Source organism: Streptomyces armeniacus (assembly GCF_003355155.1).
GTDB lineage: Bacteria > Actinomycetota > Actinomycetes > Streptomycetales > Streptomycetaceae > Streptomyces > Streptomyces armeniacus.
On the sequence record NZ_CP031320.1, the window covers coordinates 3,164,297 to 3,179,349 of the forward strand.

Annotated in this window: 12 protein-coding genes; 10 read left to right on the top strand and 2 right to left on the bottom strand. The window is 71.0% G+C overall.

The genetic code is table 11. From position 1 onward, the window contains the following. Positions 1 to 33 precede the first annotated feature (33 nt). From DVA86_RS13700 to DVA86_RS13730, 7 genes are all read left to right on the top strand, one after another. Positions 34 to 1,140, top strand: coding sequence for a chitinase (locus DVA86_RS13700; RefSeq protein WP_208884673.1), 1,107 nt, complete (start codon positions 34 to 36; stop codon positions 1,138 to 1,140). 276 nt (positions 1,141 to 1,416) lie between these two features. Next, positions 1,417 to 2,718 (top strand): ABC transporter substrate-binding protein, encoded by a 1,302-nt coding sequence (locus tag DVA86_RS13705; protein WP_208878488.1) that lies wholly within the window; start codon positions 1,417 to 1,419, stop codon positions 2,716 to 2,718. Next, positions 2,718 to 3,671, top strand: coding sequence for a carbohydrate ABC transporter permease (locus DVA86_RS13710; RefSeq protein ID WP_208878490.1), 954 nt, complete (start codon positions 2,718 to 2,720; stop codon positions 3,669 to 3,671). Before DVA86_RS13705 ends, DVA86_RS13710 begins: the two co-directional genes overlap by 1 nt. 139 nt (positions 3,672 to 3,810) lie before the next feature. Then, positions 3,811 to 4,620: a carbohydrate ABC transporter permease gene (locus DVA86_RS13715; protein WP_208878492.1), complete on the top strand. Its 810-nt coding sequence runs from the start codon at positions 3,811 to 3,813 to the stop codon at positions 4,618 to 4,620. 113 nt (positions 4,621 to 4,733) lie between these two features. Beyond that, positions 4,734 to 7,256, top strand: a complete 2,523-nt coding sequence (locus tag DVA86_RS13720) for a glycoside hydrolase family 2 protein (RefSeq protein ID WP_208878494.1) — start codon at positions 4,734 to 4,736, stop codon at positions 7,254 to 7,256. Further along, positions 7,253 to 8,275, top strand: coding sequence for a LacI family DNA-binding transcriptional regulator (locus DVA86_RS13725; RefSeq protein WP_208878495.1), 1,023 nt, complete (start codon positions 7,253 to 7,255; stop codon positions 8,273 to 8,275). The genes DVA86_RS13720 and DVA86_RS13725 overlap by 4 nt, the downstream gene beginning before the upstream one ends. Before the next feature lie 85 nt (positions 8,276 to 8,360). After that, entirely contained in the window at positions 8,361 to 9,446 is a 1,086-nt protein-coding gene (locus DVA86_RS13730; RefSeq protein WP_208878496.1) for a glycoside hydrolase family 26 protein, read from the top strand. Positions 9,447 to 9,514: 68 nt separating this feature from the next. Here the strand turns inward: DVA86_RS13730 and DVA86_RS13735 are convergent, their stop codons facing one another. Together DVA86_RS13735 and DVA86_RS13740 are read right to left on the bottom strand one after the other, a co-directional pair. Continuing rightward, positions 9,515 to 10,465, bottom strand: a complete 951-nt coding sequence (locus DVA86_RS13735; protein ID WP_208878498.1) for a dihydrodipicolinate synthase family protein — start codon at positions 10,463 to 10,465, stop codon at positions 9,515 to 9,517. A gap of 124 nt (positions 10,466 to 10,589) precedes the next feature. Further along, positions 10,590 to 11,282, bottom strand: coding sequence for a FadR/GntR family transcriptional regulator (locus tag DVA86_RS13740; protein ID WP_245996549.1), 693 nt, complete (start codon positions 11,280 to 11,282; stop codon positions 10,590 to 10,592). Between the two features lie 196 nt (positions 11,283 to 11,478). Between DVA86_RS13740 and DVA86_RS13745 the strand changes: the two genes are divergently transcribed. The 3 genes from DVA86_RS13745 to DVA86_RS13755 are packed head-to-tail and all read left to right on the top strand — an operon-like array spanning position 11,479 to position 14,871. After that, positions 11,479 to 12,609: a sialidase family protein gene (locus tag DVA86_RS13745; RefSeq protein ID WP_208878501.1), complete on the top strand. Its 1,131-nt coding sequence runs from the start codon at positions 11,479 to 11,481 to the stop codon at positions 12,607 to 12,609. Between the two features lie 16 nt (positions 12,610 to 12,625). Further along, positions 12,626 to 13,957 carry an ABC transporter substrate-binding protein gene (locus DVA86_RS13750; RefSeq protein ID WP_342776357.1) on the top strand — a complete coding sequence of 444 codons (1,332 nt, stop codon included), beginning with the start codon at positions 12,626 to 12,628 and terminating at the stop codon, positions 13,955 to 13,957. A gap of 2 nt (positions 13,958 to 13,959) precedes the next feature. After that, complete coding sequence (locus DVA86_RS13755) at positions 13,960 to 14,871, top strand: carbohydrate ABC transporter permease (protein ID WP_222623319.1); 912 nt, start codon at positions 13,960 to 13,962, stop codon at positions 14,869 to 14,871. The last annotated feature ends 182 nt before the right edge of the window (positions 14,872 to 15,053 follow it).

A 15,053-nucleotide genomic window follows, 5' to 3' on the forward strand; every position in this document is an offset into this window, starting at 1 on the left:
GCCGGCCGCCATAGCCAGAAGGGAGCAAGCATGATCGGACGGAAGCTGCGTCTGCTGGGGTTCGGCCTGGCGACGGCCTGTGCCGTGCAGATGCTCGTCGCTGTGGCACCGAGCGCGGCGGAACGGGAGGGCGTACGGGACGGCGTACGCACCGCCGGCGCGCAAGCGGCCGACGCGCGGGACGAGACCTGCGCCGTCAAGTCGAAGCCCTCGGGGAAGGTGCTCCAGGGGTACTGGGAGAACTGGGACGGCGCGGCCAACGGTGTGCACCCGCCGTTCGGCTGGACGCCGATCACCGACACCCGTATTGCCCAGCACGGCTACAACGTGCTGAACGCCGCGTTCCCCGTCATCCGCTCGGACGGCACCGTCCTGTGGGAGGACGGCATGGACTCGACGGTGAAGGTGGCCACCCCGGCCGAGATGTGCGAGGCCAAGGCGTCCGGCCAGACGATCCTGATGTCGATCGGCGGCGCGACGGCCGGTATCGACCTCAGTTCGCGTGCGGTCGCGGACCGGTTCATCGAGACGGTGGTGCCGATCCTGAAGGAGTACAACTTCGACGGCATCGACATCGACATCGAGACCGGCCTCACGGGCAGCGGCGACATCAACCAGCTGTCGGCCTCGCAGGCCAACCTCATCCACATCATCGACGGCGTGCTCGCGCGGATGCCGTCCAACTTCGGCCTGACGATGGCGCCCGAGACGGCGTACGTGACGGGCGGCAGCGTGGTCTACGGCTCGATCTGGGGCGCGTATCTGCCGATCGTGAAGAAGTACGCGGACAACGGCCGCCTGTGGTGGCTGAACATGCAGTACTACAACGGCAGCATGTACGGCTGCTCCGGCGACTCGTACTCCGCCGGCACGGTCGAAGGGTTCACCAAGCAGACCGACTGCCTGAACGCCGGGCTGGTCGTACAGGGCACCACGATCAAGGTGCCGTACGACAAGCAGGTGCCGGGCCTGCCCGCGCAACCGGGCGCCGGGGGCGGCTACATGTCGCCGTCTCTGGTCGCGCAGGCGTGGAACCACTACGGCGGCGGGCTGAAGGGCCTCATGACCTGGTCGCTCAACTGGGACGGGTCCAAGTCGTGGACCTTCGGCGACAACGTGAGGTCCCTGCAGGGGCGCTGACGGTGTGCGGGCACCATCAGTGACGTGGGGGCGAGACGGTCCGTTCTGTGCGGGTGCGCGCGGAACGGACCGTCTCGTCTTGTCTGGCCGATGCCGTTGTCCCAGCGCCAGCTTGTTTAGTCAAGGTTCAGCAAAACGCTAAACCAACTCCCGGAAATTAAGGTGAAGAAAAGCTAGACCGGTCTATGGACGGGCCCCCAAAACGGCCTCTACGTTAAGCGCCACGCCGACCACCCCGTGTCAGAGCGCCCGCGACTCACCAGGAGGCAACGGCACATGAGCCCGTACCGGACCGCGCCCCGCAGAACAGTCACCGCCGCCGTCGGCGCCCTCTCGCTGCTCGCCGCCCTGAGCGGCTGCGGCAAGGGCGACGACGCGGCGCAGAGCGACCCGCGGCAACTGACCGTGCTGTCGCAGTACCTGAAGTCGACGCCGGGCGGGAAGCTCTTCTACGAGCAGGCCGCGGCGTTCACCAAGGAGACCGGCATCAAGGTGAGGATCGTCGAGGCGGGCGAGGACCTCGACGAGTCGTACGAGACCTCGCTCGCCGCGAACAAGGAGGCCGACGTCGTCTTCGTCAACGTCTACGACAAGACGCTCGGCTGGACCGGGAACGGTGCCGCCGTCCCCGTGGACGAACACCTCGACAAGTGGGGCCTGCGGGACCGGATCGAGCCGCGCGCGCTCGAGGAGTGGACGGACGCGGACGGCAAGGTGATGGGGTTCCCGTTCGCCGGGTTCTCCTGGCCGGTCTGGTACAACACCGCGCTGCTCAAGAAGGCGGGTGTGCCCGAGGTCCCGGCCACCACGGACGAACTCATCGACGCCGCGGGCAAGTTGCGCGAGGCGGGCATCGAACCGCTGACCGTAGGCGGGAACGACTGGAGCGGCCAGAAGCTGTTCTTCCAGATAGCCCAGTCGTACACGCCGCCCGCCGAGAGCCGGAAGCTGTACGCGAAGGGCGGCTTCTGCGACTCCGAGAAGACGATGAAGGGCATCAGGCTGTTCACCGAACTGCGCGACGCCGGCGTCTTCGTGGACAAGGCGCAGGGCTTCACGTTCGACGCGATGCAGAACAAGTACTACACGGGCAAGGCGGCGATGATGTCGCAGGGCTCGTGGGCGTTCATCGAACTGCCGGAGAAGGTGCGGAAGCAGACCGAGCTGGCCGGGCTGCCGCTGCCGGAGGGCGCGGAGTTCAAGCAGCCGACGTCGTTCACCGGCTACACCAGCACGGGTTTCTGGATCAGCCCGAACGGCGACAAGAAGCAGGACGCGGTCAAGGAGTTCGTGAGCTGGTTCTACCAGCCGGATGTCTCCGGTAAGTTCCTCGCCGAGGCCTCCGTCTACCCGTCGCTCAAGCTGGACGCCGAGCACCGCAAGACGGAGGACCCGCTGCTGCGCAGTGCCGTGAACGACCTTCCGGAGCGTACGGCCGACGCCCAGCTGCCCGACCTGCACGTGCCGGCCGCCGCCAACACCCCGCTCGTACAGGCCACCAGCCTCGCCTACGGTTCCGGCAACGACGCGGAGAAGATCTGCGGCGCGCTCGACCAGGCGTACGCCGGAGCCCAGTGATGTCCACCGCCCTGGCGACTGCGGACAAGCGCCGGACAACGTTGTCCAACGGTCGCCCCGCACCCCCCGCCCGCGCCGCCGCACGCCGACGGAGGCGCGGGTGGGGCCCCACCGTCTTCGCCGTGCCGGCGCTGCTCTGGTACGGGGTGTTCATGGCGGGCCCGGTCGTCGCGATGTTCGTGATCAGCCTCAACAAGTGGGCGAGCCTCATCTCGCCGCACGAGTTCACCGGAACGGACAACTACCGGCGTGTCTTCGACGATCCGGCGTTCTACGACGCCCTCCGCAACACCGGCGTCCAACTCGGCGTCGCCCTCCCGCTGATGATCCCGCTCGCCTTCATGCTCGGCTACTACCTCCAGCTGAGGCCGCCCGGCCACCGCGTGCTGCGCGTGCTCTGCTTCACGCCCGGCCTGCTCTCGCTCTCCGCGAAGGCGATGATCTTCATGGGGATGCTGGCGCCGGAGGGCGGCGTCAACGGCCTGCTGCGCACGGCCGGTCTGGGCTCCGCCGCCACCCCCTGGCTCGCCGACCCCTCGACGGCGCTCGCCGCGGTGATCCTCGTCGACGTGTGGGCCGGGATCGGCTACACCGCCGTGCTGTTCGCCGCCCGGCTGGCGAGCGTCCCGGACGGCGTGTACGAGGCCGCCGCGCTCGACGGCGCCGGGCACTGGCGGCGGATGTGGCAGGTGGCGTTCCCCGTGTGCAAGGGGTTCGTCGGGGTGGCGACGATGCTCCAGTTCCTGTGGACGCTGTTCAACTCCTCGGCCACGGTGCTGATGCTGACCAAGGGCGGCCCCGGCACCTCGTCCACCACGCTGTCGTACCTGATGTACCAGCGGGCGTTCCTCCAGCAGGACGTCGGCTACAGCCAGGCGGTCGGCGTGCTGCTCTTCGTCCTGGGACTGGCGGGCATGGTCGTCATCCGCAGGGTCCTGCGCCAGAACTACTGAGAGGAGGTACCCGACCGTGCCGTCCCGCCGTACCACTCCAGCCGCAGGAGCCGTTACGGGCGCCGGGGTCAGCCCTGCCCGGGTCAGCCCTGCCCGGGTGCGCCGCCCCCGGGCCGGCCGCGCCCACGGTGGCAGGGGCATGCTGGCCGGCCACGTGCTGGCCTGGTCGTACGCCCTGCTGCTGCTCCTCCCGCTCTACTACCTGCTGACCACCTCCCTCAAGGACAACGCGGAGGTTTTCGCGCACCCCTTCTCCCTCCCCGGCCAGTGGCTGTTCGACAACTTCGCCGACGCCTGGGACCTGGCCTCGCTCGGCCCGGCACTGGGCAACTCCGTGCTGATCACGGCCGGAGCGGAGGCCATCACGCTGGCGCTCGCGTTCCCCGCGGCGTACGGACTCGCCCGCAGCGGCGGGCGTACGGCGGCGGTGGTCGAGCGGATCTTCGGGATCGGCTTCCTCATCCCGGCGTTCGCGGCGCTGGTGCCGACGGTGCTGCTCGCCATCGAGCTCGAGATGTTCCAGATGCAGGCGTTCCTGATCCTCTTCCTGCCGGCCACCGCGCTGCCGCTGTCCGTCATTCTGTTGACGCAGTTCATGCGGACGATCCCGGCCGAGCTGGAGGAGAGCGCAATGATGGACGGCGCCGGACGGTGGACGGTGCTGTGGCGGATCTACGTGCCGATGTCGGCGCCGGGCGTCATCACCGTCGCGATCCTGAACTTCCTGGGCTTCTGGAACGAGTACCTGTTCAGCCTGGTCATCCTCGGCCCCGACCCCGAACTGCGCACCGTGCAGGTCGCACTGCCGTCACTCGTCTCGGCCACGATGGTGCAGTACGGCATCCTCGCCGCGGCCTGCCTCATCACGCTCGTCCCGGTGTACTCGGTGTACGTCGCGCTCCAGCGCCGTATGGAGAGCGCGCTGGTGGACGGAGCGGTCAAATCGTGAGGCCGTCGAACCCGGCAAACCCATCAAACCCGGCCGAACCGGCCGAACCGCCCAGCCCCGCAAGGCCCTTGAACACAGTGAACGCCCCTGAAACACATGAACGGAGCCCTGGCATGCAGGACGAAATCCCCCTGACCGACGGCTGGACCCTGCGGCACGGCGCGGCAGAGCTCCCGGCCCGGGTCCCGGGCTGCGTCCACACCGACCTGATGGCCGCCGGGGTGATTCCGGATCCGTTCCTCTCCCGGGCCGAGGACGAGGTGGCCTGGGTGGGCCGCGCCGACTGGCGCTACGACACCGTGGTGCCGCCGCGCGAGACGCCGCACGAACGCACCGACCTCGTCTTCGACGGGCTCGACACGGTCGCCGAGATCAGCCTCGGTGGCGCGGCCGTCGGCCGTACGCGCAACATGCACCGCGGCCACAGGTTCGACGTGACCGGCCTCCTGGATGCCGCCTCCGGCACCGCCCTGTCCGTCCGCTTCGACTCCGCTTACACCGAGGCGGAGGCCGTACGGGACCGGCTGGGTGAGCGTCCCAACGCGTATCCGGAACCGTTCCAGTACATCCGCAAGATGGCCTGCTCGTTCGGCTGGGACTGGGGCCCGACGCTGGTCACGGCCGGCATGTGGAAGCCGGTCCGGCTGGTGCACTGGTCGACGGCGCGGCTCGCGGACGTACGCCCGCTGGTGACGGTGGACGGCGCCGGGGCGGGCCGCGTGGAAGCACGGTTCGAGGTGCTGCGTACGGAGTCCGGCGCGGACCGTACGCTCACCGCGGAGCTGCGCGTCGGCGGCCCGGAGGCGCCAGGGGCGTCCGGGACGCCCGGGGCGCCGGGGGCGTCCGCGACGGTCGAGGCCTCCGTACGCTTCGACGGCACGCACGCCACGGTCACGGCGGAGGTGCCCGACGCCGCCCTGTGGTGGCCGCGTGGCTACGGCGAACAGCCGTTGTACGACTGCGAGCTGACCCTCAGCGACGAGAACGGCGGGACGCTGGACCGCTGGTCGCGCCGCATCGGCTTCCGTACGGTCGCGCTCGACACCTCTCCCGACGAGCTGGGCAGCGGCTTCACGCTGGTCGTCAACGGCGAGCGGATCTTCGCGCGCGGCGTGAACTGGATCCCCGACGACGTCTTCCCGTCCCGCATCACCCCCGAGCGCTACCGCACCCGGCTGACGCAGGCGCGCGAGGCGGGCGTCGATCTCGTGCGCGTCTGGGGTGGCGGAATCTACGAAGCGGACGCCTTCTACGACGTCTGCGACGAGCTGGGCCTGCTGGTCTGGCAGGACTTCCCGTTCGCGTGTGCCGCCTATCCGGAGGAGCAGCCGCTGCGTTCGGAGGTCGAGGCGGAGGCGCGCGAGAACGTCGTACGCCTCATGCCGCACCCCAGCCTCGTCCTGTGGAACGGCAACAACGAGAACCTGTGGGGCTTCCGCGACTGGGACTGGGAGGAGCCGCTCGCCGGCGACTCCTGGGGCGAGGGCTACTACCTCGGGCTGCTGCCCCGCGTCGTCGCCGAGACCGACCCGACCCGCCCGTACTGGCCTGGCAGCCCGTGGTCCGGCTCCTGGGACCACCACCCGAACGACCGGCGACACGGCACTTCCCACTCCTGGGAGGTCTGGAACCGCACGGACTACACCGACTACCTGCTCGAAGTGCCGCGCTTCGCCGCCGAGTTCGGCTGGCAGGCGCCGCCCGCGTACGCGACGCTGCGCCGCGCGCTCCCCGGCGAGACCCTGGCGCCGGACTCGCCCGGCATGCTGCACCACCAGAAGGCGGCGGACGGCAACGGCAAGCTGGACCGGGGCCTGGAGCGGCATTTCGCGCCGCCCGGGAACTTCGACCGCTGGCACTACCTCACCCAGGTCAACCAGGCGCGGGCCATCGCCACCGGCGTCGAGCACTGGCGCGCGCACTGGCCGGCCTGCGCGGGGACCGTCGTATGGCAGCTCAACGACTGCTGGCCGGTGACCTCGTGGGCCGCGATCGACGGGGACGGGCGGCTCAAGCCGCTCTACTTCGAACTGCGCCGGGTGTACGCCGACCGGCTGCTCACCGTCCAGCTCCGGGACGGGGCCCCGGCGGTGGTCGCCGTCAACCAGTCGGCGGAGGCGTGGCGTACGAGCGTACGGCTGCGGCGGATGTCCGCAGACGGCCGTACGCTCGCCGGGACGCGGCTGGACCTCGGCGCGGCGGCCCGTACGGTCGCGGAGGCGGCGGTGCCGGCGGAGCTGGTGCCGGACGCGGGGTCGGGGAAGGAGTACCTGGTCGCGGACGCCGATGCGGACGCGGACGCGGGGGACGCCGAGCGCGGGCTGCGCGCGCTGCACTTCCCCGTACGCGACCGCGAATTCGCCTACCCCGCACCGCGGTTCGACGTGGAGCTGGCGCGGCGCGGTGACGCCGTGGAGGTCACGGTGACCGCTCGTACGTTGCTGCGCGATCTGCTCCTCCAGGCCGACCGCCTCGGCCCCGAGGCCACCGCCGACCGCGGGCTGCTGACGCTGCTGCCGGGGGAGCGCGCGACGATCGCCGTACGAGGGTGGGACCCGGGGGACGCGCCGGACACGGACGGCGCGCCGGCCGTGGAGGCCGTACGGGCCGCGCTGTTCGCGGTGGAGCCGCGATGAGCACCACGCGCCTCACCATCAAGGACGTCGCGGCCCGCGCCGGCGTGTCCAAGGCCGCGGTGTCGCTGGCCTTCAACAACAAGCCGGGCGTGTCCGAGGCGACCCGCGCGCACATCCTGGAGACCGCGCGCGCGATGGGCTGGGAGCCGAACCTCTCCGCCCGTTCGCTGGCCGCGGGCAGCGGCACGGTCGGCCTGGCGGTCTGCCGCCCGGCGCGCCAACTCGGCCTGGAGCCCTTCTACATGGAGTTCATCTCCGGCATCGAGAGCGTCCTGACCGAGCGGTCCAGCGCGCTGCTGCTCCGGCTCGTACGCGACCTGGACGAGGAGATCGAGCTCCAGCGGCACTGGTGGAAGTCCGGCCAGATCGCCGGCTCCGTCCTCGTCGACCTGCGCGAGGACGACCCCCGCATCGCGGAGCTCTCGCGGATCGGGCTGCCGGCGGTGGCCGTCGGACACCCGTCGCTGACAGGGCCGTTCGCCGCGCTGTGGACGGACGACGCGGGCGCGGTCGGGGAGGCCGTACGGTATCTCGCGGCGCTCGGGCACCGGCGTATCGCACGCGTCGGGGGCGCGCCCGAGCTGGGGCACAGCATCATCCGGAGCGGCGCGTTCAGCGCGGTCATGGCGGAGTCGGGGCTGGAGCCGGGGCGGCAGACGGCGACCGACTTCTCGGGCGAGGACGGCGCGCGCGCCACGCGTTCGCTGCTCGCGTCCGCGGACCGGCCGACCGCGATCGTCTACGACAACGACCTGATGGCCGTCGCCGGCCTGTCCGTCGCCACGGAGATGGGGCTGCGCGTGCCCGCGGACGTGTCGCTCCTCGCCTGGGACGACTCGCAGCTCTGCGAGCTGACCCACCCGAACCTGTCGGCGATGAGCCGCGACGTCCACGCGTTCGGCGCCGAGGCCGCCCGCACGCTCTACGGCGTACTGAGCGGCGCACGCCCCGAGCCACGCGCCGTCCACACGCCCGTACTCACACCGCGCGGCTCCACGGCTGCGCCGCCCCCGGGCTGACCCGGTCCCCCACTCGTACGACCGCACCGCCGCACCACCCCGCACATGCAGGCGCAATCCCCCACACACACCACAGGAGAACCCCATGCGCAAGCGCACGCTCTCCCTCTGCGTCGCGGGCCTGCTGGCCCTCGGCGGCGCCGGAACCGCCGCGCTCGGCACGGCCGGAGCGGCGCCGTCCGGGCAGGACGGCGTCGCTCCGAACGCGAACGCGAACGCGAAGGCGAAGGCGAAGGCGCAGGCGAAGGCCGCCGCCGACCCGGCCGACGTCGTCGACTACCTCACGTCCATATCCGGCGGCAGCACCGTGACCGGCCAGCACAACCGCGAGCCGAACTCGGAGCCGTCGAAGTGGACTTCCGCCGTCCACGACATCACGGGCGTCTACCCCGGTCTGTGGGGCGGCGACTTCCTCTTCGCCTCCGACGACGTCGCCAACCGCCAGACGATGATCGACCAGGCCGAGACAGAGTGGCAGAACGGCTCCCTCGCCACCCTGACCTGGCACGTGTGCCCGCCCACCCGAGGCTCGTCCTGCGGCTGGGACCCCGGCACCGGTGTCCAGGACGACCTGTCCGACGACCAGTGGAACGAACTGGTCGAGGACGGCACCGAACTCAACACCGCGTGGAAGAAGCGCCTCGACGAGGCCGTCCCGTACCTCCAGCAGCTCCAGGACGCGGGCGTGCCCGCGCTGTTCCGCCCGATCCACGAGATGAACGACGGCTGGTCCTGGTGGGGCGGGCGCCCCGGCGAGAACGGCAGCCGCAAGCTCTACCAGATCACCCACGACTACCTCACGCGGACGAAGGGCCTCACCAACCTGGTGTGGGTGTGGAACGTCAAGGACGTCGACGTCGACCAGGTCGCCTCGTACTATCCGGGTGACGAGTACGTCGACGTCGTCTCCGTCGACGCCTGGGCCGACAACTTCCCCTCCGACGCGTACTACCGCGCCCTGGAGCAGCTCGCCGGTTCCAAGCCGATGGCCCTCGCCGAGGTCGGGAAGGTCCCGTCACCGGAGGATCTGGCGCGGCAGCCGAAGTGGACGTACTTCATGGTCTGGGCCGAGTACCTCACGGACCCCGCGTACAACAACGACGACGCCGTGCGCGCGACGTACGGTGACGGCCGCGCGCTGAACCAGGGGGAGGTCGGCCCGCTCGGCTGACGCCCTCGTACGTACGGCGCCGCCCAACCCGCGTGCGGGGCGGCGCCGTTACGCGCGCGCGGCCGCCGTCAGAGCAGACCCGCCCGCTTCAGCGCCTCCCGTACGGATGCCACCGCCGTGCCGTCCAGCGCGGCCTGCGGTGCCGCCGTCGCCGGGGATTCGATCACGCCCAGCAGCCCCAGCGCCGCCTTGAACGCGCCGAGTGCCGACGCGCCGTGGCTCATCTCCGCGCCCGCGCCCGCCTCGATGATCCCGAACAGCTCGGCCAGCCGGTCCTGTTCCTCCGCGGCCTCCGTCCAGCGGCCGGTGCGGGCCGCCTCGTACAGCCGCAGATAGCCCGCCGGGTCGACGTTGCCCAGCCCCGGCACCACGCCGTGCGCGCCCGCCAGCAGGGCGCCGTCCACGGTGAGTTCGGAGCCGGTGAGCACGCTGAACGAGCTGTCCACACCCTCCGCCCGCAGCCCCACGAGCAGCCGGCGCAGCGCGCCGAGGTCGCCGCTGCTGTCCTTGAGCCCGGCGAGGGTGCCGTCCGCGGCGAGGGCGCCGACCGTACGTGCGGCCAGCTTGGTGTGGACGGCCGACGGGATGTCGTACGCGAACAGCGGCAGGTCCACGCCCGCCCGTACGCGCCGGAAGTGGTCCTCCGTCTCCGCCGGGTGCGTCGTGGCGTAGAACGGCGCGGTGGCGACCAGCGCGTCGGCGCCGGCATCGGCGGCGGCGCGCGCCTGGTCCAGTACGCGGGCGGTGGACGTGTCGATCACCCCCGCCAGTACGGGTGCGCGGCCTCCCGCCGCCTCGGCGACCGTACGGATGGTGGTGCGGCGCTGCGCGTCGCTGAGGTGCGCGGCCTCGCCGGTGGAGCCCACGGCGAACAGCCCGTGCACGCCCGCCACCAGCTGGTGTTCCACGAGGGCACGCAGCGAGCGGGTGTCGACCTCGCCGGCGGGGGTCAGCGGTGTGCACAGCGGCGGCACCACACCGCGCAGCGGGGCGGGGAAGCGGGCGGCGGGTGGGGGCATGGGCGCTCCAGGTCGGTCGCGGTCGGACGGCCATCGTAGGACGTCCCATGTCTCAGCAGCGTGATCCGGCCACCGGCGGGTGTCAAGACGGCGGCTGTGGGGCGAGGACCCGCGGGGGCGGCGGTCAGGACGCCGACGTTGCCAGCTCCTCGGCGTGCGTCACCCGCGCCCTGACGTCCGTGAAGTGCCTGCGCATCGCCTCCCGCGCGGCCTCCGCGTCCCGGGTGCGCAGGGCCGCGACGATCGCGAGGTGGTTGGCGACGATCTCCTCGGCCCGGTCGACCGGCGGCTCGAGGGTGTTCTCGACCTCGTGGTAGACGCCCCAGAAGAGCTGGATGAGCTGGAGCACCAGGTCGTTCCCGCAGGACTCGTAGAGCAGGGCGTGGAACGCGCGGTCCGCCTCCGGGTCCTCACCCATCCGGGCGGCCAGCGCCTCCAGGGCAGCGAGCCGGGCCGGGCTTATGGTGGCCGCGACGGTGCCGATCAGCCCCACCTCCATGAGCTCCCGCACCTCGACCAGATCGCCGAGCGCGGTGACTCCGGGCGCGGAGGAGCGGGTCCGTACGTGAAAGGCGAGCGAGGGCGTGAGGACTGTGAGCGGTGCCTCCCCGACGAACGTGCCTCTCCCGTGTCTGATTTCCACGATCCCCAGGGCCTGCAGGGCGCGGACGGCCTCCCGGACGCTGTTGCGGCTCGCGCCCAGCTCCGCCATCAGCTGCGGCTCGGTGGGCAGGGCGGTGCCGGGGGAGAGCCCCTGCTCGTGGATGAGTTCGACGATGCGGTCCTGCAGCGTACGGGCGCGGTCCGGTCTGGTCACGGCGCCTCCTGCGGCACTGGTGGACTGGTGGGGACGGCGGGGAATGCGGAACATCCTACGACCGGCCTCCGGTTTCGGTCGACTTGACGCCGACGGCTCTCTTGACGGGTGGCATCCGGGTACCTACTGTCCCCCCACGGACACAGGACGTCCTACCTCTGCTGGATCCGCTGCTGAGCAGGAACAGGAGAAGCCGATGACGTCAGAAGCACCCCCACCACAGAGACCGGAACGGACCGTGCGCGCGACCTCCGTGCCGTACGTCGCCGGGACCGAGGGGTACGCCAGCTTCCGCATTCCCGCCGTGGTCGTGACGGCGGGCGGCACGCTGCTGGCGTTCGCCGAGGGGCGCCGCGCGTCGGACGACGACTTCGGGGACATCGACATCGTGCTGCGCCGCTCCACCGACGGCGGCGCCGGTTGGGGCCCGATGACGGTGGTCGCGGCGAACGGCGACGACCTCGCGGGCAACCCGGCGCCGATCGCCACGGCGGACGGCCGGGTCGTCCTCGTCGAGGTGTTCAACGCCGCCGCGGCGACCGAGGACGCCATCCGGCGCGGCCGGGTCTCCGCCGCCGACGGCCGCCGCGTCTACGTACAGCACAGCGACGACGAGGGCGCGACCTGGTCGGCGTCGCGCGAGATCACCGAGACGACCAAGCGGCCGGAGTGGCGCTGGTACGCGACGACGCCGGGCCACGCGATCGAGCTGCGGGAGGCGCCGCACACCGGCCGGCTGGTCGTCCCCGCCAACCACTCGGTGCCGCCGACCGGCGGCGACAACGGCACCGAGGGCCGCTACAACGGCGGCCACGACCTGCTGAGCGACGACGGCGGCGAGACCTGGCGGCTCGGCTACACCGACGACAACACCGACGGATACGTCAACGTCAACGAGACCACCGCGGCCGAACTCCCCGACGGCAGGGTCTACTTCAACACCCGCAACGACTCCCCCTCGCCCGGCAACCGCGCCGACGCCTACTCCGCCGACGGCGGGGCCACCCTCGAACTGCCCTTCCGGCCGCAGGCCGGGCTCGTCGCGCCGGTCGTCGAGGCCAGCGTGCTCCAGCTCCGCGACCCCGACCTGCTGCTCTTCTCCGCCCCCGCCGACCCCGACTCGCGCGCCCTGATGACGGTGCGGGCGAGCACGGACGGCGGAGTCACCTGGCGGTCCGCGTACACCGTCGACGGGCTTCCCGCGGCCTACTCCGATCTGGTACGGATCGACGCGGACACCGTCGGACTGCTCTACGAGACAGGGGACTTCAGCGCCTACTCGACCATCTCGTTCCTGCGCATCCCGATTTCCGACCTCACCCTCTGACCGGCTCTGGAGGACGATGATGACCTCGGTCGGCACATCCCGACGTTCCCTGCTCGCCGCCTCGGCGGCGACCGCCGCCACCGGACTGGCCGTCACGGGCTGCGGCTCCGACGACGACGGCGAGTCCTCGAGCAAGCGCAAGCCCGGCGAGAAGATCCAGATGACCTTCTGGGCCTGGGTGCCCGGCATCGACAAGGCCGTCGACCTGTGGAACAAGCAGAACCCCGAGATCCAGGTCAGGCTCGAGAAGGTGTCGCCGCACAACAGCGCGCAGTACGCCAAGATGCACTCCGCGCTGAAGGCGGGGAACCCGCCCGATCTGGCCCAGGTCGAGTACATGAACATCCCCGAGTTCCTGCTCGAGAAGGGCCTGGTGGAGCTCTCCGAGTACGGCGCCGACAAGCAGAAGGACAAGTTCGTCGGCTGGCAGTGGGAGCAGGTCGTCTACGACGGCGGGGTGTACGCGGTCCCGCAGGCGTCCGGCCCGATGGGCCTGTTCTACCGCGAGGACCTGTACTCGAAGTGGAACGTCGAACCGCCCGCCACCTGGGACGACTTCGAGGCCGCGGCCAAGAAGATCCGCAAGCAGGGCGCGTACATCGACACCTTCCCGGCCTCCATGGGCCCGTGGCTCGCGGGCCTCGCCTGGCAGGCGGGCGCGGAGTGGTTCCGTACGGAGGGCGACGCCTGGAAGGTCGCCATCGACAGCGAACCGACCCGCAGGGTGGCCGAGTTCTGGGAGGGCCTCGTCCGGCAGAAGCTGGTCAAGACGCTGCCGGTGATGCAGAGCCCGTGGTACTCGGCGCTCCAGTCCAGCGACGTCGTCAGCTGGGTCAGCGCGCAGTGGGGTGACGCGCTGATCTCCGGGAACGCCGCCAAGACCAAGGGCAAGTGGCGCGTGGCGCCGATGCCGCAGTGGAAGAAGGGCGCGGGCGCCTCCGCCAACTGGGGCGGCTCGACCACGGCCGTCTTCTCCGGGGCGAAGCACCCGCAGGAGGCGATGGACTTCGCCGTCTGGCTGAACACCGACCCCAAGAGCATCGACCTGCTGATCGCGGGCGGCTACGGCTGGCCCGCGGCGAAGAAGGGCTTCGAGGGCTCGCGGCTGGACCGGCCGAGCGACTTCTTCGGCGGCCAGAAGTACAACGACGTGTTCGCCGCGTCCGACAAGGCGGTGGACACCAGCTGGAAGTGGGGGCCGACGACCGTCGCGATGATCAACCACATGACGGACGCCCTCACCGACGCCATCAACTCCAAGGGCTCGTTCACCGACGCGATGAAGACCGTGCAGAAGCAGGTGATCGCTGACATGCGGGACAAGGGTCTGAAGGTGGAGGCGGCCTGACCGTGGCACGCTCGCGACTGCACTCGTCACGCAACCGGGCCGCGGTGGGCTTCCTGCTGCCGTTCTGCGTGCTCTTCCTCGCGACCTTCATCGCTCCGATCTGCTACGCGCTCTACCAGAGCCTGTTCAAGGTGGAACGCAGCGGTGCCCTCGGACTCGGCGGCGAGACCGAGGTGTTCGCCGGGCTGTCCAACTACACGCACGCGCTGGAGGACAGCCAGTTCCTCGAGGGCTTCGCCCGTGTGCTGCTGTTCGGCGTCGTGCAGGTCCCGGTGATGATCCTGCTCGCCACGGTGCTCGCGCTGCTGCTGGAGGCGGCGTCGGCGCGCGGCGTGGTGTTCTTCCGCACCGCGTTCTTCCTGCCGTACGGCGTGCCCGGCGTCATCGCGTCGATCCTGTGGGGCTTCCTCTACGTGCCGGGCATCAGCCCGTTCGTCGAGATGTTCCACAGCGCGGGCTTCGACGTGAACTTCCTCTCCGAGGGCAATCTGCTGTGGGCCATCGCGAACATCGTGACCTGGGAGTTCACCGGCTACAACATGCTGATCCTGATCTCCCAGCTGAAGGCCGTGCCGGACGAGCTGTACGAGGCGGCGCGGATCGACGGCGCCAACGCCTGGCAGGTCGCGATCCGCATCAAACTCCCGCTGATCCGGCCCGCCCTGGTGCTCACCACGGTGTTCAGCATCATCGGGACGCTCCAGCTGTTCTCCGAGCCGCTGGTGCTGAAGCCGCTCACCGGCAACATCGACACCGGCTACACGCCCAACGTGCACGCGTACAACGAGGCGTTCCAGTCCAACAACTACAACGTGGCCGCTGCTGAGGCCGTGCTGCTCGCACTGGTCGCGTGCGTGCTCTCGTTCGGCTTCATGCGCCTGGTCGGACGCCGGGGGAAGGTGGGAGACGAGTGAGCGCGGCGGACACCGAGGACACGGCGGACCCGGCGGAGCCGTCGGGCACCGCGGGCACGGGCGGGCCGGCGAAGGCGGCCGGCGCGGTGGACGTGGCGGGCACGGGCGGGGACGGTACGGGCACCGGGACCGCCGCCGGGCCCGCCTCCGGCGGTCCGGCCGAACGGCGCGCGCGGCGCCGC